Source organism: Microbacterium foliorum (assembly GCF_003367705.1).
Classification (GTDB): domain Bacteria; phylum Actinomycetota; class Actinomycetes; order Actinomycetales; family Microbacteriaceae; genus Microbacterium; species Microbacterium foliorum.
The window spans coordinates 2,587,914-2,607,621 of record NZ_CP031425.1; the positions used below are offsets into that span (position 1 = coordinate 2,587,914).

General features: G+C 69.1%; 19 protein-coding genes and 1 tRNA gene. 13 read left to right on the plus strand and 7 right to left on the minus strand.

Features of this window, described 5'->3' with window-relative positions:
• Positions 1 to 14 precede the first annotated feature (14 nt).
• From DXT68_RS12215 to DXT68_RS12245, 7 genes are all read left to right on the plus strand, one after another.
• Positions 15 to 1,067: a polyprenyl synthetase family protein gene (locus tag DXT68_RS12215; protein WP_045252628.1), complete on the plus strand. Its 1,053-nt coding sequence runs from the start codon at positions 15 to 17 to the stop codon at positions 1,065 to 1,067.
• Entirely contained in the window at positions 1,064 to 1,969 is a 906-nt protein-coding gene (locus DXT68_RS12220) for a phytoene/squalene synthase family protein (RefSeq protein WP_045252614.1), read from the plus strand. Before DXT68_RS12215 ends, DXT68_RS12220 begins: the two co-directional genes overlap by 4 nt.
• A complete protein-coding gene (gene crtI / locus DXT68_RS12225) occupies positions 1,966 to 3,567 on the plus strand; it encodes a phytoene desaturase family protein (protein WP_045252613.1) in 1,602 nt (533 codons plus the stop codon). The genes DXT68_RS12220 and crtI overlap by 4 nt, the downstream gene beginning before the upstream one ends.
• A complete protein-coding gene (locus tag DXT68_RS12230; protein ID WP_045252612.1) occupies positions 3,567 to 3,908 on the plus strand; it encodes a lycopene cyclase domain-containing protein in 342 nt (113 codons plus the stop codon). Before crtI ends, DXT68_RS12230 begins: the two co-directional genes overlap by 1 nt.
• The gene (locus tag DXT68_RS12235) at positions 3,905 to 4,234 is read left to right on the plus strand and encodes a lycopene cyclase domain-containing protein (RefSeq protein ID WP_045252611.1); all 330 of its coding nucleotides are present in this window, start codon (positions 3,905 to 3,907) and stop codon (positions 4,232 to 4,234) included. Before DXT68_RS12230 ends, DXT68_RS12235 begins: the two co-directional genes overlap by 4 nt.
• On the plus strand, positions 4,231 to 5,118 hold the full coding sequence (locus tag DXT68_RS12240) for a prenyltransferase (RefSeq protein WP_045252610.1): 888 nt from the start codon (positions 4,231 to 4,233) through the stop codon (positions 5,116 to 5,118). Before DXT68_RS12235 ends, DXT68_RS12240 begins: the two co-directional genes overlap by 4 nt.
• An 89-nt stretch (positions 5,119 to 5,207) precedes the next feature.
• The gene (locus tag DXT68_RS12245) at positions 5,208 to 7,394 is read left to right on the plus strand and encodes an MMPL family transporter (RefSeq protein WP_045252609.1); all 2,187 of its coding nucleotides are present in this window, start codon (positions 5,208 to 5,210) and stop codon (positions 7,392 to 7,394) included.
• A gap of 15 nt (positions 7,395 to 7,409) precedes the next feature.
• Here the strand turns inward: DXT68_RS12245 and DXT68_RS12250 are convergent, their stop codons facing one another.
• Positions 7,410 to 8,078 (minus strand): FadR/GntR family transcriptional regulator, encoded by a 669-nt coding sequence (locus tag DXT68_RS12250; protein ID WP_045252608.1) that lies wholly within the window; start codon positions 8,076 to 8,078, stop codon positions 7,410 to 7,412.
• Between the two features lie 248 nt (positions 8,079 to 8,326).
• Between DXT68_RS12250 and DXT68_RS12255 the strand changes: the two genes are divergently transcribed.
• Positions 8,327 to 10,054 (plus strand): 2-isopropylmalate synthase, encoded by a 1,728-nt coding sequence (locus DXT68_RS12255; protein WP_045254361.1) that lies wholly within the window; start codon positions 8,327 to 8,329, stop codon positions 10,052 to 10,054.
• On the opposite strand, the gene DXT68_RS12260 is transcribed toward DXT68_RS12255, so the two are convergent.
• The 4 genes from DXT68_RS12260 to DXT68_RS12275 form a co-directional block, all read right to left on the minus strand.
• Positions 10,016 to 10,089: transfer RNA gene (locus tag DXT68_RS12260), tRNA-Arg, on the minus strand. The genes DXT68_RS12255 and DXT68_RS12260 overlap by 39 nt on opposite strands.
• A 34-nt stretch (positions 10,090 to 10,123) precedes the next feature.
• On the minus strand, positions 10,124 to 10,621 hold the full coding sequence (locus tag DXT68_RS12265; protein ID WP_045254360.1) for an HNH endonuclease: 498 nt from the start codon (positions 10,619 to 10,621) through the stop codon (positions 10,124 to 10,126).
• Positions 10,622 to 10,956: 335 nt separating this feature from the next.
• Positions 10,957 to 11,805, minus strand: coding sequence for a M23 family metallopeptidase (locus DXT68_RS12270; RefSeq protein ID WP_082068938.1), 849 nt, complete (start codon positions 11,803 to 11,805; stop codon positions 10,957 to 10,959).
• Positions 11,806 to 12,037: 232 nt separating this feature from the next.
• Positions 12,038 to 12,739, minus strand: coding sequence for an iron-dependent transcriptional repressor DtxR (locus DXT68_RS12275; RefSeq protein ID WP_045254343.1), 702 nt, complete (start codon positions 12,737 to 12,739; stop codon positions 12,038 to 12,040).
• 99 nt (positions 12,740 to 12,838) lie between these two features.
• On the opposite strand from DXT68_RS12275, the gene serC reads away from it, so the two are divergent.
• On the plus strand, positions 12,839 to 13,951 hold the full coding sequence (gene serC, locus DXT68_RS12280; RefSeq protein ID WP_045254342.1) for a phosphoserine transaminase: 1,113 nt from the start codon (positions 12,839 to 12,841) through the stop codon (positions 13,949 to 13,951).
• Between the two features lie 93 nt (positions 13,952 to 14,044).
• Here the strand turns inward: serC and DXT68_RS12285 are convergent, their stop codons facing one another.
• Both DXT68_RS12285 and DXT68_RS12290 read right to left on the minus strand, forming a co-directional pair.
• On the minus strand, positions 14,045 to 14,743 hold the full coding sequence (locus DXT68_RS12285; RefSeq protein WP_045254341.1) for a DUF3027 domain-containing protein: 699 nt from the start codon (positions 14,741 to 14,743) through the stop codon (positions 14,045 to 14,047).
• On the minus strand, positions 14,727 to 15,107 hold the full coding sequence (locus tag DXT68_RS12290) for a cold-shock protein (protein WP_045254340.1): 381 nt from the start codon (positions 15,105 to 15,107) through the stop codon (positions 14,727 to 14,729). The genes DXT68_RS12285 and DXT68_RS12290 overlap by 17 nt, the downstream gene beginning before the upstream one ends.
• Positions 15,108 to 15,247: 140 nt before the next feature.
• Between DXT68_RS12290 and DXT68_RS12295 the strand changes: the two genes are divergently transcribed.
• The 4 genes from DXT68_RS12295 to DXT68_RS12310 all read left to right on the plus strand — a co-directional run bounded on the left by DXT68_RS12295 (position 15,248) and on the right by DXT68_RS12310 (position 19,685).
• Positions 15,248 to 15,523, plus strand: a complete 276-nt coding sequence (locus DXT68_RS12295) for a hypothetical protein (RefSeq protein ID WP_045254339.1) — start codon at positions 15,248 to 15,250, stop codon at positions 15,521 to 15,523.
• 10 nt (positions 15,524 to 15,533) lie between these two features.
• Positions 15,534 to 17,246 (plus strand): helicase-associated domain-containing protein, encoded by a 1,713-nt coding sequence (locus DXT68_RS12300; protein WP_045254338.1) that lies wholly within the window; start codon positions 15,534 to 15,536, stop codon positions 17,244 to 17,246.
• A gap of 11 nt (positions 17,247 to 17,257) precedes the next feature.
• A complete protein-coding gene (locus tag DXT68_RS12305; protein ID WP_045254337.1) occupies positions 17,258 to 18,898 on the plus strand; it encodes a DNA repair helicase XPB in 1,641 nt (546 codons plus the stop codon).
• 100 nt (positions 18,899 to 18,998) lie between these two features.
• Positions 18,999 to 19,685: a response regulator transcription factor gene (locus tag DXT68_RS12310; RefSeq protein ID WP_042539813.1), complete on the plus strand. Its 687-nt coding sequence runs from the start codon at positions 18,999 to 19,001 to the stop codon at positions 19,683 to 19,685.
• Positions 19,686 to 19,708: the final 23 nt, after the last annotated feature.

The window sequence follows — 19,708 nt, forward strand, 5'->3', positions numbered from 1 at the left end:
CGACACGGGAAGACATGAGCACCCGCCTCGAAGAGGTGCTGCGCCAGCGGTTCGCCTTCCACTGCGACAATGCGGAGGCGTACGGCAGTGAATTCGCCGACCTGTGGCGCGCGACCGCCGATCACGCCCTGGGCGGCAAGCTCGTGCGTCCGCGGCTCCTCCTCGACATCCACCGCGCACTCACCCCCGACACGGGCGACGAGCCGGACCTCGCGGCGGTGGACATCGCGGCGCACATCGAGCTGCTGCACTACGCCTTCCTCCTTCATGACGATGTCATCGACGGAGACCTCACCCGGCGCAAGCGGCCCAACCTCATCGGGGCGCTCGCTGCGGGAATCCCCGGCGCGACCGAGGAGGACTCGCTGCACTGGGCCCGATCGAGCGCGATCCTGATGGGAGACCTGCTGCTGTCGGCGGCCATCCTGGGCTTCGCCAGGGCCGATGTCCCCTCGCATGCCCGCACCCGCCTCCTGGATCTGGTGGAGCAGACCATCCTCGAGACCGTGGCCGGCGAGCACACCGACGTCGCCCTGAGCCACGGCATCATCCCCTCGGACGTCGACACGGTCCTGGCCATGAGCGTCTACAAGACGGCCACCTACTCGTTCTCGCTGCCTCTGCGGGCTGCCGCGCTGCTCGCAGGCTCCTCCGTCGCGGCAGAACAGACGCTCGAGGATGTCGGACGCCGCCTGGGCCTCGCCTACCAGCTGCAGGACGATCTGCTGTGCGTGTTCGGCGATCATCGGGCCCACGGCAAGGACGCCTTCTCGGATCTGCGCGAGGGCAAGGAGACCGCGATCATCGCCTTCGCGAGGGCGACCGATGCGTGGCCGCAGATCTCACCGCGATTCGGAGCGGTCGACCTGACCCTGCATGAGGCCACCGCCATGCGCGACCTGCTGCGGGGCTGCGGTGCGGAGCGCTTCGTGGTCGGACTCATCGGCGAGCAGCTGGACGGCGTGTACGCGCTGCTCAGCGAGGCCGAGCGCGCCGGACAGATCACCTCGGACGCGGCACGGGCGATCCTCGTCTCCGCCTCCCGCCTCGAAGGACGACAGGTATGACACCGACTCGCGACGGCTCTCCCGACGAGAGCCTCGGCCGATTCAGCCGTGCCGCCGACACCGCATCGACCGAGGTGATCCGCACGTACTCCACGTCGTTCGGCCTCGCGACACGCCTGCTCGGAGAGCGGCACCGTCAGCACGTGCGCAACATCTACGCGATGGTGCGCATCGCCGACGAGGTCGTCGACGGCGTCGCCGCCCAGGCCGGACTCGATGCCGCGGCGCAGAGCGAGGCGCTGGCGTCGTACGTCGCCGAGACGCACCGTGCGATGCGGGCCGGCTACAGCACCGACCTCGTGCTGCACGCCTTCGCCAGGACAGCACGGGAGTGCGGGATCGGCGAGGACCTCACGCAGCCGTTCTTCGACTCGATGGGCGCCGACATCGCCGCCGAGGCGGACTTCACCCCGTACGACGCCGCCGCGCATGCCCGATACGTCTACGGCTCGGCCGAGGTCGTGGGCCTCATGTGCCTGCAGGTGTTCCTCCGCGGCGAGCGCCGCACCGCCCATGAGCGCGAGACCCTGACCCACGGGGCACGCCAGCTCGGCGCCGCCTTCCAGAACGTGAACTTCCTGCGAGACCTCGCCGACGACACCGACAGGCTCCAGCGCGGGTACCTCGGCGGATCCGAACGGGTCACCGACGCCGACCGCGACGAGTGGGTGCGCACCATCCGCATGCAGCTCACCGACGCGCGGCGCTCCATCCCGCTCCTGCCGAAGGACGCGCGTGCCGCGGTCCGCAGCGCGCTCGCGCTCTTCGATGCCCTGACGACGAGGATCGCGAAGACCCCGTCCGCGGTCCTCTACGAGAAGCGGGTCCGAGTGCCCGATCCGATCAAGGCGCTGCTCACGGCCCGCGCCGTGCTCGTGACGTCGCTGGAGCGGGACCGATGAGCCGCGTCGCCGTCATCGGCGCGGGAGTCGCCGGCCTGGCGGTCGCGGGACTGCTCGCCCGCGACGGGCACGAGGTGACCGTCTACGAGAAGAACGGTCGGGTGGGCGGTCGTGCGGGCACGATCGAGCGCGACGGCTTCCGTTTCGACTCCGGCCCCTCGTGGTATCTGATGCCCGAGGTGTTCGACCACTTCTTCGCGATGATGGGCACCAGCACCGAGGCGCAGCTGGATCTCACGCTGCTCGATCCCGGCTACCGCGTCTTCCGCGAGCCTTCGGCAGAGGGCTCCCCCTCTCCGTCCGTCACCGTTCCCGCGGGGCGCGACGAGGTGTCACGCCTGTTCGAGTCTCGCGAGCCGGGTGCGGCGAAGGCGCTCGATGCCTACCTCGACTCCGCGCACGAGGCCAGGGTGATGGCCGAGCGCTACTTCCTCTACAACCCGTTCACGCGGCTGCGCGGACTGATGACTCCCGAGATGCTCCGCGCGCTCCCGCGTCTCTTCACGCTGCTGGGCACCCGCCTGCAGTCGTTCGCCGCTCGTCGGTTCCGCGATCCGGTGATCCGGCAGCTGCTCGGCTATCCCGCGGTGTTCCTCGGCACGGACCCCCGCACGGCGCCCGCGATGTACCACCTGATGAGCGCGCTCGACCTCGACGAGGGCGTGAGCTATCCGCAGGGCGGCTTCTGGCGGGTCGTCGAGCGGATCGCCGCCGTCGCGGAATCCGCAGGGGTCCGGATCGTGCGAGATGCCGATGTCACAGCCATCACGACCGGCATCCGTTCCGGGATCCCCACGGCCACGGGCCTCGAATGGCGCGACTCCGACGGCGTCGCGCACGCGGTCGAGGCGGACATCGTGGTCTCGGGCGCCGACCTGCATCACACCGAGACGGCGCTGCTGCCCGCCCATCTGCGGACCTACCCCGACTCGTGGTGGCAACGGCGCACGAGCGGCCCTGGCGCGGTGCTCGTCATGCTCGGCGTGCGCGGCTCGCTTCCCGACCTCCCGCATCATTCGCTGTTCTTCACCGACGACTGGGACGCCAACTTCGACGCGATCTTCGGCGACGATCCGACGATCCCCGCCCCTGCGTCCATCTACGTATGCCGCCCCAGCGCGACCGATGACTCGGTGGCCCCGGAGGGACACGAGAACCTCTTCGTGCTGGTGCCGATCCCCGCCGACACCGCACTGGGCGGCGGCGGATCCGACGGTGCGGGCTCCGCGCTGATCGAGCGCACGGCGGATGCGGCGATCGACCAGATCGCCGCCTGGGCCGGGATCCCCGACCTGCGCGATCGCATCGTCGTGCGCGAGACCAAGGGACCCGCCGACTTCCTCGAGGACTACAACTCGTGGCGCGGCGGGATGCTCGGCCCCGCGCACATCCTGTCGCAGAGTGCGATGTTCCGCGCGCAGAACGCATCGCGCCGCGTCGCCGGCCTGTACTACGCCGGAGCCACCACAGCACCCGGCGTGGGCGTGCCGATGTGCCTGATCAGCGCCGAGATCGTGCTCAAGCGCATTCGCGGAGACCACTCCAGCGGACCCCTCGATGTTCCCGCGGCGGCCGATCCGGCGGCGAGCGCGTCGTGATGGGGTTCGTCTACCTCGCGGTCCTGCTCCTCGTCCTCGGCTGCATGCTGCTTCTCGATCGCCGCTTCCGGCTCTTCTTCTGGCGGGATGCCGTCTCGGCGTCGCTCGTCACCGTCCTCGGTCTCGCCTTCTTCCTGATCTGGGACATCGCCGGCATCGCCGGGGGCATCTTCTTCCGCGGCGACGCGGTCGTCGCGACCGGCATCGTGCTCGCACCGGAACTGCCGATCGAGGAGCCGGTGTTCCTGCTCTTCCTCGTGGTGTGCACCATGGTCGTCTACACGGGCGCGGTGCGACTGCTGTCGGCCCGCGCCCGGGCGCGAAGGGAGGTGCACCCGTGACCTATCTCGAGCTCTCGGCCTGGTTCGTGGGCGTCGCCGTGGTCGCGGCGATCGTGCTCTCGCTGATCGCGGGCCGGCGGCGCGCGCATATCGGGGCGATCGCCCTGACGCTCGCGGCCCTCGTCATCCTCACCGCGGTGTTCGACACGCTGATGATCGCGACCGGGCTGTTCCACTACTCGCCCGCGCATCTGCTCGGCGTGCACATCGGTCTCGCGCCGCTGGAGGACTTCGCGTATCCCGTCGCCGGCGCCATCCTGCTCCCGACGCTGTGGGCCGCGCTGCGAGCCCGGCGCAGCCGTCGCGATGCGGAGGCGAGCTCGTGACCTCTCCCCCGCGCGGCTCCCTGCGACGCGACATCGCCCAGATCATCCTGTCGTCCCGTCCCGTCAGCTGGATCAACACCGCCTTCCCCTTCGCCGCGGCCTACCTCCTGAGCACACGCGAGGTCGACCTGACGCTGATCATCGGCACGCTGTACTTCCTGGTGCCGTACAACCTCGCCATGTACGGCATCAACGACGTGTTCGACTACGCCTCCGACCTGGCGAATCCGCGCAAGGGCGGTATCGAGGGCGCTCTGCTCGCACCGCGCATCCACCGCGCCACCCTGTGGTCGGCGGCGATCACGAACATCCCCTTCCTCGCCTACCTGGTGATCGTCGGAAACCCCGCCTCCTGGGTCTGGCTGGCGGTGAGCGTCTTCGCCGTCATCGCCTACTCGGCCCGCGGGCTGCGCTTCAAGGAGCGGCCGTTCCTCGACTCCACGACCTCCAGCCTGCACTTCGTCACCCCGGCGATCGTGGGGCTGACCCTGGCCGACGCGATGATCACGTCGACGGTCGCGCTCGTACTGGTCGCCTTCTTCCTCTGGGGGATGGCCGCGCACGCGTTCGGCGCCGTGCAGGACATCGGCCCCGACCGCGAGGGCGGCATCGGCTCGATCGCCACGGTCATCGGTGCCCGCGCGACCGTCCGTCTGTCGCTCGCCCTGTGGACGCTCGCCGGCATCGCGATGCTGTTCACCGCATGGCCCGGCCCGCTCGGCGCTCTTCTCGCCGTGCCCTACATCGTGAACGCCGCGCCGTGGTGGACGGTCACCGATGAGAGCTCACCCGGCACGAACCGCGCCTGGCGCCGCTTCATCACCCTCAACTACTTCGCCGGGTTCCTCGCGACGATGATCCTCATCCTCGCCTGGGTGTCCTGAGCACCGCCGCTCCCGACACTCCGCTCCCGCACCCGCACCCGCACCCGCACCCGCAGCGACTCCGCCGCACACTCTTCGAGAGGAATCCGATGACGAACCCAGAGAATGCGCCGATCCCGCCGATCCGAGAGCGCTCGCGGCGGCATTCCTGGGTTCGCGTCCTCCTCCCCGTCGCCCTGATCCTGGTCTGGTTGGTGGGGGCGGGACTCGGCGGGCCGCTGTTCGGCAAGGTCGACGAGGTCTCCTCCAACGATCAGACGAGCTATCTGCCCGAATCCGCCGACGCGACCCAGGTGCAGAAACTGCTGGGCGAGTTCACCGACAGCGACGCCATCCCCGCGATCGCCGTCTTCGTGGGTGACGGCGAGCTGTCGGAGTCCGACCTGCAGACGATCTCGGATGCCGTCGCCGACGCGCCCTCGACCGAGGGCGTGAGCGCGGACGTGTCGCCTGCGCTCACGTCTGACGATGGGCGTGCCGTGCAGGCCTTCATCCCCATCGAGGGCGACGCGGAGCTCGCAGACGCGGTCGACGCGCTCGGCGCTCAGCTCCGCGAGGCCGCACCGGCCGGGGTGACCGTGTACGTCACGGGACCCGCCGGCTTCAGCGCCGACCTCGTCGCCGGGTTCGCCGGCATCGACGGGCTGCTGCTCGGCGTGGCACTGCTCGCCGTGCTGATCATCCTCGTGCTGGTCTACCGCTCGTTCCTGCTGCCGCTCGTCGTGCTCTCCACGAGCCTCTTCGCGCTCTGTGTGGCGCTCCTGGTGGTGTGGTGGCTGGCCAAGTTCGAGGTCCTGCTGCTCAGCGGGCAGACCCAGGGCATCCTGTTCATCCTCGTGATCGGCGCAGCGACGGACTACGCCCTGCTGTTCGTCGCCAGGTTCCGCGAGGAGCTGCGTGTGATGCACGACAAGGGAGCCGCCGTGCTGGCGGCCTGGAAGGGCTCGGTGGAACCGATCGCCGCCTCCGGCGGAACGGTGATCGCGGGACTCCTGTGCCTGCTGCTCAGCGACCTCAAATCCAACAGCACCCTCGGTCCGGTGGCCGCGATCGGCATCGTGTTCGCGATGCTCGCCGCGCTCACCCTGCTGCCGGCGCTGCTGCTGCTGTTCGGCCGAGCGGTGTTCTGGCCTCGGCGTCCGAAGTTCGAGCCCGAGGTCGTCGCCGAAGAGCACGGCATGCGCACCACCGGGCTGTGGGCGCGACTCGCGCACATGATCACCAGGCGCCCCCGCCTGATCTGGATCGCGACCACCCTCGTGCTCGTCGCCGGTGCCGCCGGAGTCCTGCAGCTCAACGCGAGCGGTGTACCGCAGTCCGACCTCGTGCTGGGGACTTCCGAGGCCCGAGACGGACAGGTCGCTCTCGGCGAGCACTTCCCCGGCGGCTCCGGCAGCCCGGTGTACGTCGTCGTCGCCGAGGAGGATCTTCAGGATGCCGCCGACGTGCTCCTGGCCGACGACGGCATCGACGGCGTGACCGTGACGGCATCCGACTCCCCGAGCGGTTCGGCCTCCGTCACCTCCGACGGCCTGCAGGCCGTCGGACCTCCCGGAACGGCCGCGCCGGAGCCGACGGTCGTCGCGGGTGACGTGCTGCTGCAGGGTACCCTGACCGACGCCGCGGACTCCGACGCCGCCGCCGCGACGGTGCGGGAACTGCGCACTTCGCTGAACGATCTGGATGCGCTGGTGGGCGGAGTCACCGCGACGGCGGTGGACACGAACGACGCGTCGATCCACGACCGCAACCTGATCATCCCCGTCATCCTCGTGGTGATCATGTTCATCCTGATGCTTCTGCTGCGGTCGGTCCTCGCCCCGGTGCTGCTCATCATCACCACGGTGCTCTCCTTCGGCACGGCGATGGGGGTGTCGGCGCTGGTCTTCAACGGCCTGTTCGACTTCCCCGGGGCGGATCCCGCCGTTCCGCTCTACGGTTTCGTGTTCCTCGTCGCCCTGGGAATCGACTACAACATCTTCCTCATGACCAGGGTGCGGGAGGAGTCGCTCGCCCACGGTACACGCGAGGGCGTGCTGCGCGGGCTCTCGATCACGGGCGGGGTGATCACCTCGGCGGGGCTCGTGCTCGCCGCGACCTTCGCGGCGCTGTCGGTGATCCCGATCCTGTTCCTCGCGCAGCTCGCGTTCATCGTCGCGTTCGGCGTGCTGCTCGACACGTTCGTGGTGCGCTCGCTGCTGGTGCCGGCGCTGGCGTACGACCTCGGTCGAGTGATCTGGTGGCCGTCGAAGCTGTGGCGCAGCGGTCGCGACTGAATCCGATGACGGCCGTCAGCCGAGCGTCTTCGCGAGGTCGGCGAGATGGGTGCGGCTCTCGGCGGCCGCGCGTGCCGAGTCTCGCGCTGCGACGGCATCGGCGAGCAGGGTGTGGCGGTCGTCATCGGCCCGGCCACCGTCATCCGCCCGCAGCCGGAGCATCTCGATCATCGCCTGCCGCATACGCGGGGTGAAGCCGTCGAACAGCTCGAGCAGGATCGGGTTGTGGGCGGCCGCGACGATGCTGCGATGGAACGCGGTGTCGGCATCGACATGCGCCTCGACCCCCGCGGGGTGGGCCCGGCGACCGACGAGCGCTCGACGGATGAGTCGGAGATCGGATGCGGTGCGGCGCGACGCCGCGAGCGCGGCAGCCTCCGCCTCGATCGCCGTGCGCGCCTCGATGACCGCGACGATGTCGGCGCGGCGGAGCACGGCATCCCAGTCCTCGGGCACCTCGAGCGCGGTGACGAACACTCCCGACCCCTGGCGCGTCGACAGCATCCCCCGTCCTGCCAGCTGACGGATGGCCTCGCGGATCGTCGAACGTCCGACGCCCAGCTGCGCGGCGAGCGTGGTCTCTCCCGGGAGCTTCTGCCCGAGCTGCCACTCCCCCGAGTGTATGCGCGTCATCAGGATGTCCGACGCCTGGTCGGCAAGAGGCGTGCGTTCGATCCGGATCATCCGTCCATCTTAACTTGTCAACTTGTCTGAGGAGTTGCTACGGTGAGCGCATGACGCTCGACCTTCTCCTTCTGCGCCACGACGGGACATAGCCGACCGGCTCCCCGTCGTGGGGTGCATGGCGCCGCCGGTCATCACACCCCACGCACCAGGAGTCCCCGATGTCCATGCTGTTCCCCACCCTCTCCACCCCCGCCGGCCCGGTGCCGGACTCATCACCGTCATGGAACCGCCAACGCCGGTCCCAGATGCCGTCGCATCGTTACGCCTCGGTGTTCGACCGCGTCGCCGTGCCGCTGGTCGACCGCGAGTGGCCCACCGCGCAGCTGACAGCCGCGCCGCTGTGGGTGCCGGTCGACCTCCGCGACGGCAACCAGGCACTCGCCGAGCCCATGGATCCTGTGCGCAAACGACGCTTCTTCGAGCTTCTCGTCACGATGGGCTACAAGGAGATCGAGGTCGGCTATCCCCCCGCCTCGCAGACGGACTACGACTTCGTCAGGCTCCTCGCCTCATCGGACCTCGCTCCGGACGACGTGACGATCGTCGTCTTCACCGCTGCGCGTCGCGACCTGATCGAACGCACGGTGGAGTCCGTGCGCGGCATCCGCAATCCGGTCGTCATCCACCTCTACACCGCGACCGCCCCCACCTGGCGGGACACCGTCCTCGGTCGCACCCGCACCGAGCTGAAGGACCTGATCCTGAGAGCGGGGCAGGATGTGCTCGATCTCACCGACGGACTCCCCGATGTGCGCTTCCAGTTCTCGCCCGAGGTCTTCAACCTCACGGAACCCGACTACGTGCTCGACCTGTCCGACGCCATGACCACGCTCTGGGATGCGACACCCGAGCGCCCGGTGATCCTGAACCTGCCCGCGACCGTCGAAGTCGCGACGCCGAACGTGTACGCGGACCAGATCGAGTACATACACCGCAACCTCGCCAGGAGAGAAGGGGTGATCCTCTCCGTCCACCCTCACAACGACCGCGGCACCGGGGTGGCCTGTGCCGAGCTCGCGGTGCTCGCGGGGGCGGAGCGTGTGGAAGGATGCGTCTTCGGCAACGGCGAGCGCACCGGCAACGTCGACCTCGCGACCCTCGCTCTCAATCTTCACGCGCAGGGAGTGGATCCGATGATCGACTTCTCGGACATCGACGAGATCCGACGCACCGTCGAGCACTGCAACGGCATCGAGGTGCATCCACGGCATCCCTACGTCGGCGACCTCGTGCACACCGCGTTCAGCGGCACCCATCAGGATGCGATCCGGAAGGGACTCGCCGAGCGTCGCTCCCGCGCCGGTGCCTCAGGCGCGGATGCTCGCGAACAGCGGTGGCTCGTCCCCTACCTGCCGATCGACCCCGCCGACCTCGGTCGCAGCTACGACGCTGTCATCCGGGTCAACTCGCAATCGGGGAAGGGCGGTATCGCCTATCTGCTCGAGAAGGAGTTCGGGATCGAGCTGCCACGGCGACTCCAGATCGAGTTCGCGAAGACGGTTCAGGCGCATGCCGACAGTGTCGGCGATGAGCTGACGGCGACGGACCTGTGGGCCCTGTTCGCGCACACCTACCTGTCTGCACCTGCGAGCGATGTGCCGACGCTGACGAACTATCGGCTGGATGGCTCCCCGGTGCACGTCACTCTGCGGTCGGACTCGGCAGAGCGCACCCATCGAGGGGTCGGCGCCGGGCCCGTCGAGAGCCTCGTGTCCGCTCTCGTCGACTCAGGCATCACCCTCGAGGTCCTCTCGCTTCATCAGACGAGCCTCGGAGCGGGAAGCACGGCGGATGCTCTCACGCTGCTCGAGTATCACGATGCCCACGGCACCCGCTGGACCGCAGGGCGGGCTGCGTCGGTTCTGGACGCGAACGTCGACGCGGTGATGAGAGCCGCATCCCTGAGCGGACGCGCGAGCAGTGAGCGAGAAGGGTGCCCTCGACTGGATTCGAACCAGCGACCTGCCCTTTAGGAGAGGGCTGCTCTATCCTGCTGAGCTACGGGGGCGAGGATTCCATTCTAGAGGAACCCCCGCCCGCGCTCAGGCGGCCAGAGCCAGATACGGCTCCCATCGGGGGTCGCCTCGCTCGGTGCCGCGGACGGTCCAGGCGGAGCCGTGGGGAGGCCGGGGAGCGAAGCGCAGCTCCCACCGCATCTCCTGCGGGGTGCGGTCGCTCTTGATGTTGTTGCATCGGAGACAGCAGGCGACGAGGTTCTCCCAGGAGTCGGCGCCCCCACGGGACCGGGGCATCACGTGATCGATCGTCGACGCCGCTTTGCCGCAGTAGCCGCAGCGGTGGTTGTCCCGACGGAGCACACCGCGGCGGGTGACGGGCACGCGCCTGCTGGACGGGATGCGCACGTACCGGGAGAGGATGATGACCGCCGGACGATCGTAGACGCCGTGGCTGCCCCAGACCGGGTCGCCCTCCACGCGTTCGATCACGGTGGCCTTGTCGTTCATGACCAGGACCAGGGCTCTCTTGAACGACACGATCGCGAGCGGTTCGTATCCTGCGTTCAGTACCAGTGTGCGCATCGTCATCCTCTCGATCCGCCGGGACGGCTTCCCGGCACTCTCGACTCACACGAAGCCGCGCAGGGCGGAAGCGTTCGCAGGGATGAGAAAAGGCGCTGTCTACAGACAGCGCCTTTCGCACACAGTAAGACCGTGACGTCCCTGCGGACGATGCAGGAGGACGTGACGACCGAGGGCATCCATGGTTCGGATGCTCGGTATTCGCTCCATCTGCCTCTCCCGCCTATGCGACAACGGGTTCAGGCTAACCCATCCCGCGGACACCGGGGTCGAACCCGGGGTGAACGCTCAGAGGCGTGTCCGTGACGACGCGCGGAAGGGCGAGACGACCGGGGTCAGCCGGCGTTCGCGCCGAGCCAGGCGATGGGCTCCATGAGACCGCCGTTGACCCACACCTCGAAGTGCAGGTGGTTCGCGGTGGATCGCCCGGTGCTTCCGACGAATCCGATCAGCTGCCCGGCGACGACGGTCTCGCCGGCCTGCACCTGGCGCGAGCCGTAGGTCATGTGCCCGTAGGTGGTCTGCACGCGCTGGCCGCCCACGACGCTGTCGAGCATGACGGCCACACCGTAGCCGCCGATGCTCTCGGCCGAGGCACGCACGACTCCGGCGGCGGCCGCATAGATCGGGGTGCCCGCAGGAGCCAGCATGTCCGCGCCCTGGTGGGCGCCGCCGACGGTGCGGCTCACGTTGTAGGACCCCTGCGGAAGCGGGTAGCGCACCTCGCCGGAGCCGGGTGACACGAGGGAGTAGTTCCCGATGTCGTAGTTTCCGGAGCCCGACGTCGACGCGGTCGAGGCGGCGGCTGCGGCCCGTGCGGCTGCGGCCTCCTCCGCCTTCTTCTTCTCGATCTCGTCAGGGGTGGTTGCCGTGAAGGTTCCCCGTCCGAGCGACGACGCGGTGGCATCCGAGGCGACGACCAGGGACTGCGCATCGACCGCGGCCATCTGCTGGACCGTCGCCGAGGCATCGATCGGCTTGGAGGCGGCGTACGCGGGGAGCGCCACGGCGGCGACGAGAGCACCCACTGCCCCGAAGATCGCGATCGACCGCAGGGGCTTCACGACCTTGCGTGCGTCCACCCGACCGCCGGTGCGGCGGGCGACTGCTCGATCTTCGGTTGTCTTCGCGGGCGATTCGATGTCTGTGGCCAAAACTAAATCCTCCTGCGCCTGCACGCCCATGGGCGCTGGCTCGTCGGCACTCTGCTCTCGTGGCACGAACGTATCTCGGGTACTTTGTGCGGTCTGACCGAGAGGTCGACGAGCCTGGAAGGCGGATCCTCTCGGGTGTCGTCAGCGGGCTTCTTCGACGACTCGTCCGAGGTTACCGGAAGATAACGATCCTGTCACCCCGTGAAGCTGGCAATCACCGGGGCGGCGGAATGCTGCGGATCCGACACCGGAAGGACAGGGATCAGAGCGGCTCGCCGACGAGGAAGATGTGCGAGGCGAGCTCGACGGGGAGCTCGAGGCCGTCGTCCTTGCCCTCCATCTGGATGAGCACGTAGCCCTCGTTGAAGCGATAGTCGCCCTTGGCGCCGGGCATGACACCCGCGTCGCGGAGCTGCTCGAGCAGTTCGGGGTCGACCTGTGCAGGCTCGGCGAGACGTCGCACGGTGCCCTCGATCGGCGCGCCTGCGGCGTTCAGCTTCTGCACGAGTCCGATGACGCCCTCGTCGAATGTGCGGGCGGGGGTGTCGCCCAGCTGGTCGAGACCGGGGATCGGGTTGCCGTACGGCGATTCGGTGGGGTGCCCGAGAAGCTCGACGAGCCGGCGCTCGACCTGTTCGCTCATGACGTGCTCCCAGCGGCAGGCCTCTTCGTGCACGTAGGCCCAGTCGAGCCCGATGACATCGGAAAGCAGCCGCTCGGCCAGCCGGTGCTTGCGCATGACGTCGACCGCCTTGCGGCGTCCGGCGTCGGTGAGCTCGAGCCTGCGATCCTCCGAGACCACGACGAGCCCGTCGCGCTCCATGCGTCCCACCGTCTGCGAGACGGTCGGCCCCGAGTGCCCGAGCCGCTCGGAGATGCGTGCGCGCAGCGGCACGATGTTCTCCTCCTCGAGTTCGAGGATGGTGCGGAGGTACATCTCCGTGGTGTCGATCAAGTCCGTCATGTGGCCCTCCGGGTCTTCTTAGGCAAGCCTACATTCCCGGGGGGACATCGGGGCGTCACGCGGCGAGGCGGTGCCGCGTGCACACCCTAGAATCGACGCATGGCGATCGAGATTCCCCGAGACCTCCTGCCCGCTGACGGCCGCTTCGGATGCGGCCCCTCGAAGGTGCGCACCGAGCAGCTCGAGGCGCTGCTCGCCGCGGGGCCGACGCTGCTCGGCACCTCGCACCGCCAGGCGCCCGTGAAGAATCTCGTCGGCAGCGTCCGCGAGCACCTCGCCGCGCTCTTCGCTCTTCCCGACGGCTACGAGATCATCGTCGGAAACGGCGGATCGACGGCGTTCTGGGACGCCGCGGCCTTCGGCCTGATCGAGCACCGCAGCCAGAACCTGGTGTTCGGCGAGTTCGGCGGAAAGTTCGCGGCGGCCGCCGCCGCACCGTGGCTCGCGGCTCCTGACGTGCGCAAGGCCGAGCCGGGCTCGCGCACGGCCGCAGAGATCGTCGACGGCGTCGACGTCTACGCGTGGCCGCACAACGAGACCTCGACCGGCGTCGCGGCCCCGATCGACCGCGTCGTCGCCGACGGAGCGCTGACGGTCATCGACGCGACCAGCGCCGCCGGGGGCATCGACTTCGACCTCACGCAGGCGGATGTCTACTACTTCGCCCCGCAGAAGAACCTGGGTTCCGACGGCGGACTGTGGTTCGCCGCGGTCTCGCCCGCAGCGATCGAGCGCATCGAGCGCATCGCCGCCTCGGATCGCTACATCCCCGAGTTCCTCAGCCTGAAGAACGCGCTCGACAACTCCCGCCTCAACCAGACGCTGAACACGCCCGCTCTGACGACCCTGCACCTGCTCGACAGCCAGCTGAGCTGGATCCTGTCGAACGGCGGACTCGCCTGGGCCGGCGCCCGCACGGCCGAGTCCTCCGGCATCCTCTACGACTGGGCCGCATCGTCCGCGGTCGCGACGCCGTTCGTGGCGGAGGCCGCGCACCGCTCTCCCGTCGTCGTGACGATCGACTTCGACGACAGCGTCGACGCCGCCGCCGTCGCCAAGACGCTGCGCGCCAACGGGATCGTCGACACCGAGCCCTACCGCAAGCTCGGCCGCAACCAGCTGCGGGTCGCCACCTTCGTCTCGATCGAGCCCGAGGATGTCCGTCAGCTCACCCGCTCGCTCGACCACGTCCTCGCGCAGCAGGATGCCTGACCCCAGGGCGAGTCTGACGCCGGGGAGATGAGCCTGACTCCGGCACATGAGAAAGGGCCGCGTTCGCACGCGGCCCTTTCTCATTCCCTGAGGTCACTCCTCGTCGTCTGAGGCGCCCTCGTCGGACTCGAGATCATCGGTGTCGAGATCATCATCTTCGGACTCGTCATCGTCGGACTCGTCGTCGGAGTCGTCGGATTCGTCGTCTGCGGCGGAGTCGTCGAGTTCGTCGATGTCGACCCCGTCGAGATCACCCGCATGCAGCTCGCGCGGCACCGCCGCGAGATCGTCCTCGTCGAGGTCGTCGTCGTCGTCCTCGTCATCCTCGTCGTCATCGTCGTCGAGCTCGTCGTCTTCGAGCTCGTCGTCTTCGAGTTCGTCATCGTCGTCGAGTTCGTCGTCGGAGGCGTCGTCGTCGGCGGAGGCGGAGGCATCGCCCTCCTCGGCCGCGGCCGCCTGCGCCGCGAGCTCGACCTGATGCGCACGGTAGTCGGCGAGACGCTCGGCCCACGGCACCCACTCGGGAGCGAGCAGCGCGCCGTCGCCCGGCAGCAGCTCGAGCTCGAGCACCGTCGGCTCGGCATCCTCCACCCGGGCCACCGTGACAGTCCAGTACCAGCCCGGGTAGCCGGGCAGTCGGTTCTCGAAGCGCAGCGACACCGAGCCATCGTCTTCGGCCCGATAGTCAGCGGCCGGACCCACGGTCGACGCAGGGGTGATCTCGTGCAAGGCGGACAGGGCGAGATCGTGGGCGCCGAGAAGACGCCGGTCGGGCTCAGGCTTCGAGGTCATCGGCTACCTTGCGCAGGACGGCCGCGATCTTGCGGCCGTGGGTGGACGAGGGGTAACGGCCGCGACGCAGGTCGCCGCCCATCCCGTCGAGGAGCTTCACGAGATCCTCGACGATGATCGCCATGTCGTCGGCCGGCTTGCGCTTGGCCTTGGCGAGGCTCGGGGGCGCTTCCAGCACCCGCACGGACAGCGCCTGCAGTCCGCGCTTGCCGTCGGCGACGCCGAACTCGACACGCGTCCCCGCCTTGACCGCGGCACCGGCCGGCATGGCCGAGGCGTGCAGGAAGACGTCCTGGCCGTCATCGGCGGCGATGAAGCCGAAACCCTTGTCTTCGTCGTAGAACCTGACCTTGCCGGTGGGCATGGGAGAAACCTCGCTGAGTCGGTGTGGAGCTGGGATCGGACGCACGGATGCGACCACCACCAGCCTACCGGTCGTCCGGCACGGAATCCGTAGGTCACGGCGCGGAACCGCGCGGTCGCACAGCGACTAGGCTCAGAGGGATGAGCACCCAGAGTCCCGACCCCGAGCCTCCCGTTCGCACCGTGGATCGCATTCTCGCGTTCACGGCGCTCGGACTCGCGGCGGCCTCGATCATCTGCTTCTTCGCGATCATCATCGGCACCGCCGTCGGGATGCAGCAGCAGGACTTCGGCGCGGGGGCCTGGCCGTTCGTGGCCGCGATCCCCTACTGGGGCCTTCCCGCGGCCTTCCTGATGATCATCGCGCTGCTCATCATGAGCTTCGTCCGCAAGGGCCGCGCGACGTCGCGGCGCTGAGGACTCCGGCATGAGCACGCACGCACGCCCGCTGGCCGAATGGCTGTCCGCGGCGAGCGATGCGGAGCTCGCCACCCTCTTCTCCGCGCGACGCGTGCGGCCCGATGCCGGATGGCACGACTACTTCGACGCCGCAGAGGCCCTCCTCGACACGGCCTCCGTGAACCGCATCCTTCCGGCGCTGACGCACGCGGAAGCCACGGCTCTGCTCACGGCAGCGACATCCGACGACACGCGAGTGAGCGGGCCGTCGGCCGACACGCTGCGCGCGCTGGCGCTGCTCCGGCAGGACGGTTCGCCCTTCCCTCCGGTCGCGGCGGCCGTGGCCGAGCGTGCTGTACCGGAGGCCGTCGACGCGGTCGAGCCCCGAGCCGCCGACGAGGCCGCCACCGCCCATGCCGCCGAGCGCGCGTTCACGACGGTGTCGGCGCTCGCCGACATCCTGCTGCTGGCTCGTGACAGGCCGTTCGCTCTGCTCGCCGGGGGCAACATCAGCGCCGGCGAGAAGCGGATGCTGGCTGAGGCGGGCATGGCGCCCGAGTCGATGGACGCCCTCATCGCGATCGTGACCGATGCATCGCTCGTCGTCCAGGTCGACCGACAGCTGCGGACCACGGCAGACGCCGAGACATGGCTGCGCTCCTCGGTCGGCGAACGCTGGAGCACCCTCGTGGGCGGATTCCGCGACTCGCTGCCTCGCGGCGTGCGCACCGAACACGGAGGCTGGTCGCCCGCAGCCTCGTGGCCGCTGGCGCACCCCTGGGACCCTGCCTGGTCGGAACGCAGCAGCGCGCTCCTCGAACGCGCCCGCCTCCTCGGTCTGCTCACCGACGACGGCAGCGAGACCGCCTGGGCCGCGACGCTGCGGAACGGGGGCGATGTCGACGCCGGCCCGCTCACCGCGTTGCTGCCCGCCGAGGTCGACCGCATCTTCCTCCAGAACGATCTGAGCGCCATCTCCCCCGGCCCGCTCGCGCCCGCGCTGGACGTGCGGCTGCGCACCGTGGCCACGAGGGAGTCGGCGGCCCAGGCCTCGACGTACCGGTTCACCCCGGAGTCGATCGCCCACGCTCTCGTGCTCGGTGAGACGGAGCAGTCGATCCTCGAGTTCCTCGAGTCGCTCTCGCTCACAGGGATCCCGCAGCCGCTCCGCTACCTCGTGACCCAGACGGCGCAGAGACACGGCCTGGTGCGGGTATCGCTCGATCCCGACACCGGGAGGACGCGCATCGACAGCAGCGATCCGCACCTGATCGAGGCCATGTCGGTCGACCAGGGTCTCCGGGCACTCGCACTGACGCGCGAGGACGCATCGCTCGTCACCCGGGTCGGGCGCGACACCGTCTACTGGGCGCTGACCGATGCCCGCTACCCCGCGACCCTCGTCGATGAGGAGGGCACGGCGATCATGGGCGAGCGCCACCCGGCGCCGTCGACGCCGGTCCCGACGGCGGCCGACTACGGGCCGCTCCTTCAGGCCCTCCGGTCGCACGAGGGGGCCGATGCCGATGCGGCCTGGCTCGACCGCGAACTCGATGCGGCGGTGCGCGCACGCGCGGTGCTGCGGGTGAGCGTCGGCATGCCGGACGGCTCGACGCGGGATCTCGTGCTCGAGGCGACGGGACTGGGCGGTGGCCGGCTGCGCGGGAGGGATCGTGCAGCGGACGTCGAGCGCACCCTTCCGGTCTCCAGCATCCGCGCCGCCACCATCATCGAGCAGTAAACTGGACAGCTATGTCTGATGGCCCCCTGATCGTCCAGAGCGATCGCACCGTGCTGCTCGAAGTCGCCCACTCGGATGCCGAGAGCGCTCGTCATGAGCTGGCGATCTTCGCCGAGCTCGAGCGCGCCCCCGAGCACATCCACACGTACCGGATCACCCGCCTCGGACTCTGGAACGCGCGTGCCGCCGGCCACACCGCAGAAGACATGCTCGCGACTCTCGACCGCTGGTCGCGGTTCCCGGTGCCGCCGTCCGTGGCCGTCGACCTGCGAGAGACCGTGGGCCGGTACGGCCGACTCGTCATCGAGCGCGACGACGAGGGCGTGCTCATCCTGCGCTCCTCCGACCCCGCGGTGCTCGCCCAGGTCGCGAACAACAAGCGCATCCAGCCGCTGCTGATCGGGCACCCCGCTCCCGACACCTTCGTGGTCGACGCGTGGGCACGCGGCCAGATCAAGCAGGAGCTGCTCAAGATCGGCTGGCCCGCCGAGGACCTCGCCGGATACACCCCCGGAACCCCGCATGAGATCGAGCTCGCAGAAGACGGCTGGGCGATCCGTCCGTACCAGCAGGATGCGGTCGACGCGTTCTCGAAGGACGGCTCCGGCGTCGTGGTGCTGCCCTGCGGCGCGGGGAAGACGATCGTCGGCGCGGGGGCGATGGCCGCCACGAAGACGACCACTCTCATCCTCGTCACCAACACGGTCTCGGCGCGCCAGTGGCGCGACGAGCTGCTCAAGCGCACCAGCCTCACGCCCGAGGAGATCGGCGAGTACTCCGGCCAGGCCAAGGAGGTCAAGCCGGTGACGATCGCCACCTACCAGATCCTCACGGCGAAGAGGAAGGGCGAGTACGCGCATCTCGCGCTTCTGGACGCACTGGACTGGGGACTCATCGTGTACGACGAGGTGCACCTGCTCCCCGCACCGGTGTTCAAGCTGACCGCCGATCTTCAGGCGCGTCGACGCATCGGCCTGACCGCCACGCTCGTGCGCGAGGACGGCAGAGAGGGCGACGTCTTCAGCCTGATCGGGCCCAAGCGCTTCGACGCTCCGTGGAAGCAGATCGAGGCGCAGGGGTTCATCTCGCCGGCCGCCTGCTACGAGGTGCGCGTAGATCTGCCCCCGGACGACCGGCTCGAGTACGCGGCGGCGACCGACGACGAGCGCTACCGACTCGCCGCCTCGGCGCCGGCGAAGATCGATGCCGTGCGCGAGCTCATCGCGAAGCACGACGGGGAGCGGATCCTGGTGATCGGCCAGTATCTGGACCAGCTCGACTCCCTTTCCCAGGCGCTGGACGCCCCGCAGATCACCGGAGCCACCCCCGTCGACGAGCGCGAGGAGCTCTACCGCGCCTTCCGCGAGGGCGAGATCTCGCTGCTGGTCGTGTCGAAGGTCGCGAACTTCTCGATCGATCTGCCCGAGGCATCCGTCGCCATCCAGGTGTCGGGGTCCTTCGGGTCCCGGCAGGAGGAGGCGCAGCGACTCGGCCGCCTGCTGCGCCCGAAGCAGTCCGGGCACACCGCGAGCTTCTACACGCTCGTGGCCCGCGACACGATCGACCAGGACTACGCGCAGAACCGGCAGCGGTTCCTCGCCGAGCAGGGGTACAGCTACACGATCATGGATGCGGACGCCATCGCCGCATGACCCCGCGATGCCCCTCGGGGCACCCGGGTACGCGGTGGGCGAAAGCGCCGCTCCGACGGATAGTCAGCATCCGCATGGCGGAAGTCACCATAATGGGGTCATGACTGATGCGCGCATCCTGGTCGTCGACGACGAGCCCAACATCCGCGACCTGCTCTCCACAGGTCTCAGCTTCGCCGGGTTCCAGGTGAAGACGGTCGCCAACGGCGCCGCCACCATCTCCGCCGTGCTGGAGGAGGAGCCCGACCTGATCATCCTCGACGTCATGCTCCCCGACATGAACGGGTTCAGCGTGACGAAGCGCCTGCGCGGCGCCGGCTTCACCGCGCCCATCCTGTTCCTCACCGCCAAGGACGGCACGGACGACAAGATCGAGGGTCTCAACGCCGGTGGAGACGACTACGTCACCAAGCCGTTCAGCCTCGACGAGATCGTCGCACGCGCGCAGGCGATCCTCCGCCGCACGATGCAGGCCGACGAGGAGTCGATCATCCGCGCCGGAGAGCTGTCGATGGATCAGGACACGCACGACGTGCATGTCGGCAAGGAGTCGATCGAGCTCAGCCCGACGGAGTTCAAACTGCTCCGCTACCTCATGCTGAACCCGAACCGCGTGCTGTCGAAGGCGCAGATCCTCGACCACGTCTGGGAGTACGACTTCAACGGCGATGCGGGCATCGTGGAGAGCTACATCTCGTACCTCCGCCGCAAGATCGACCCGCACACCGAGGAGTCGGTCATCCAGACCAAGCGCGGCTTCGGCTACATGCTCAAGGTCGGCAAGTAGTCCCCCGCGGCGGCAGCCGCTGA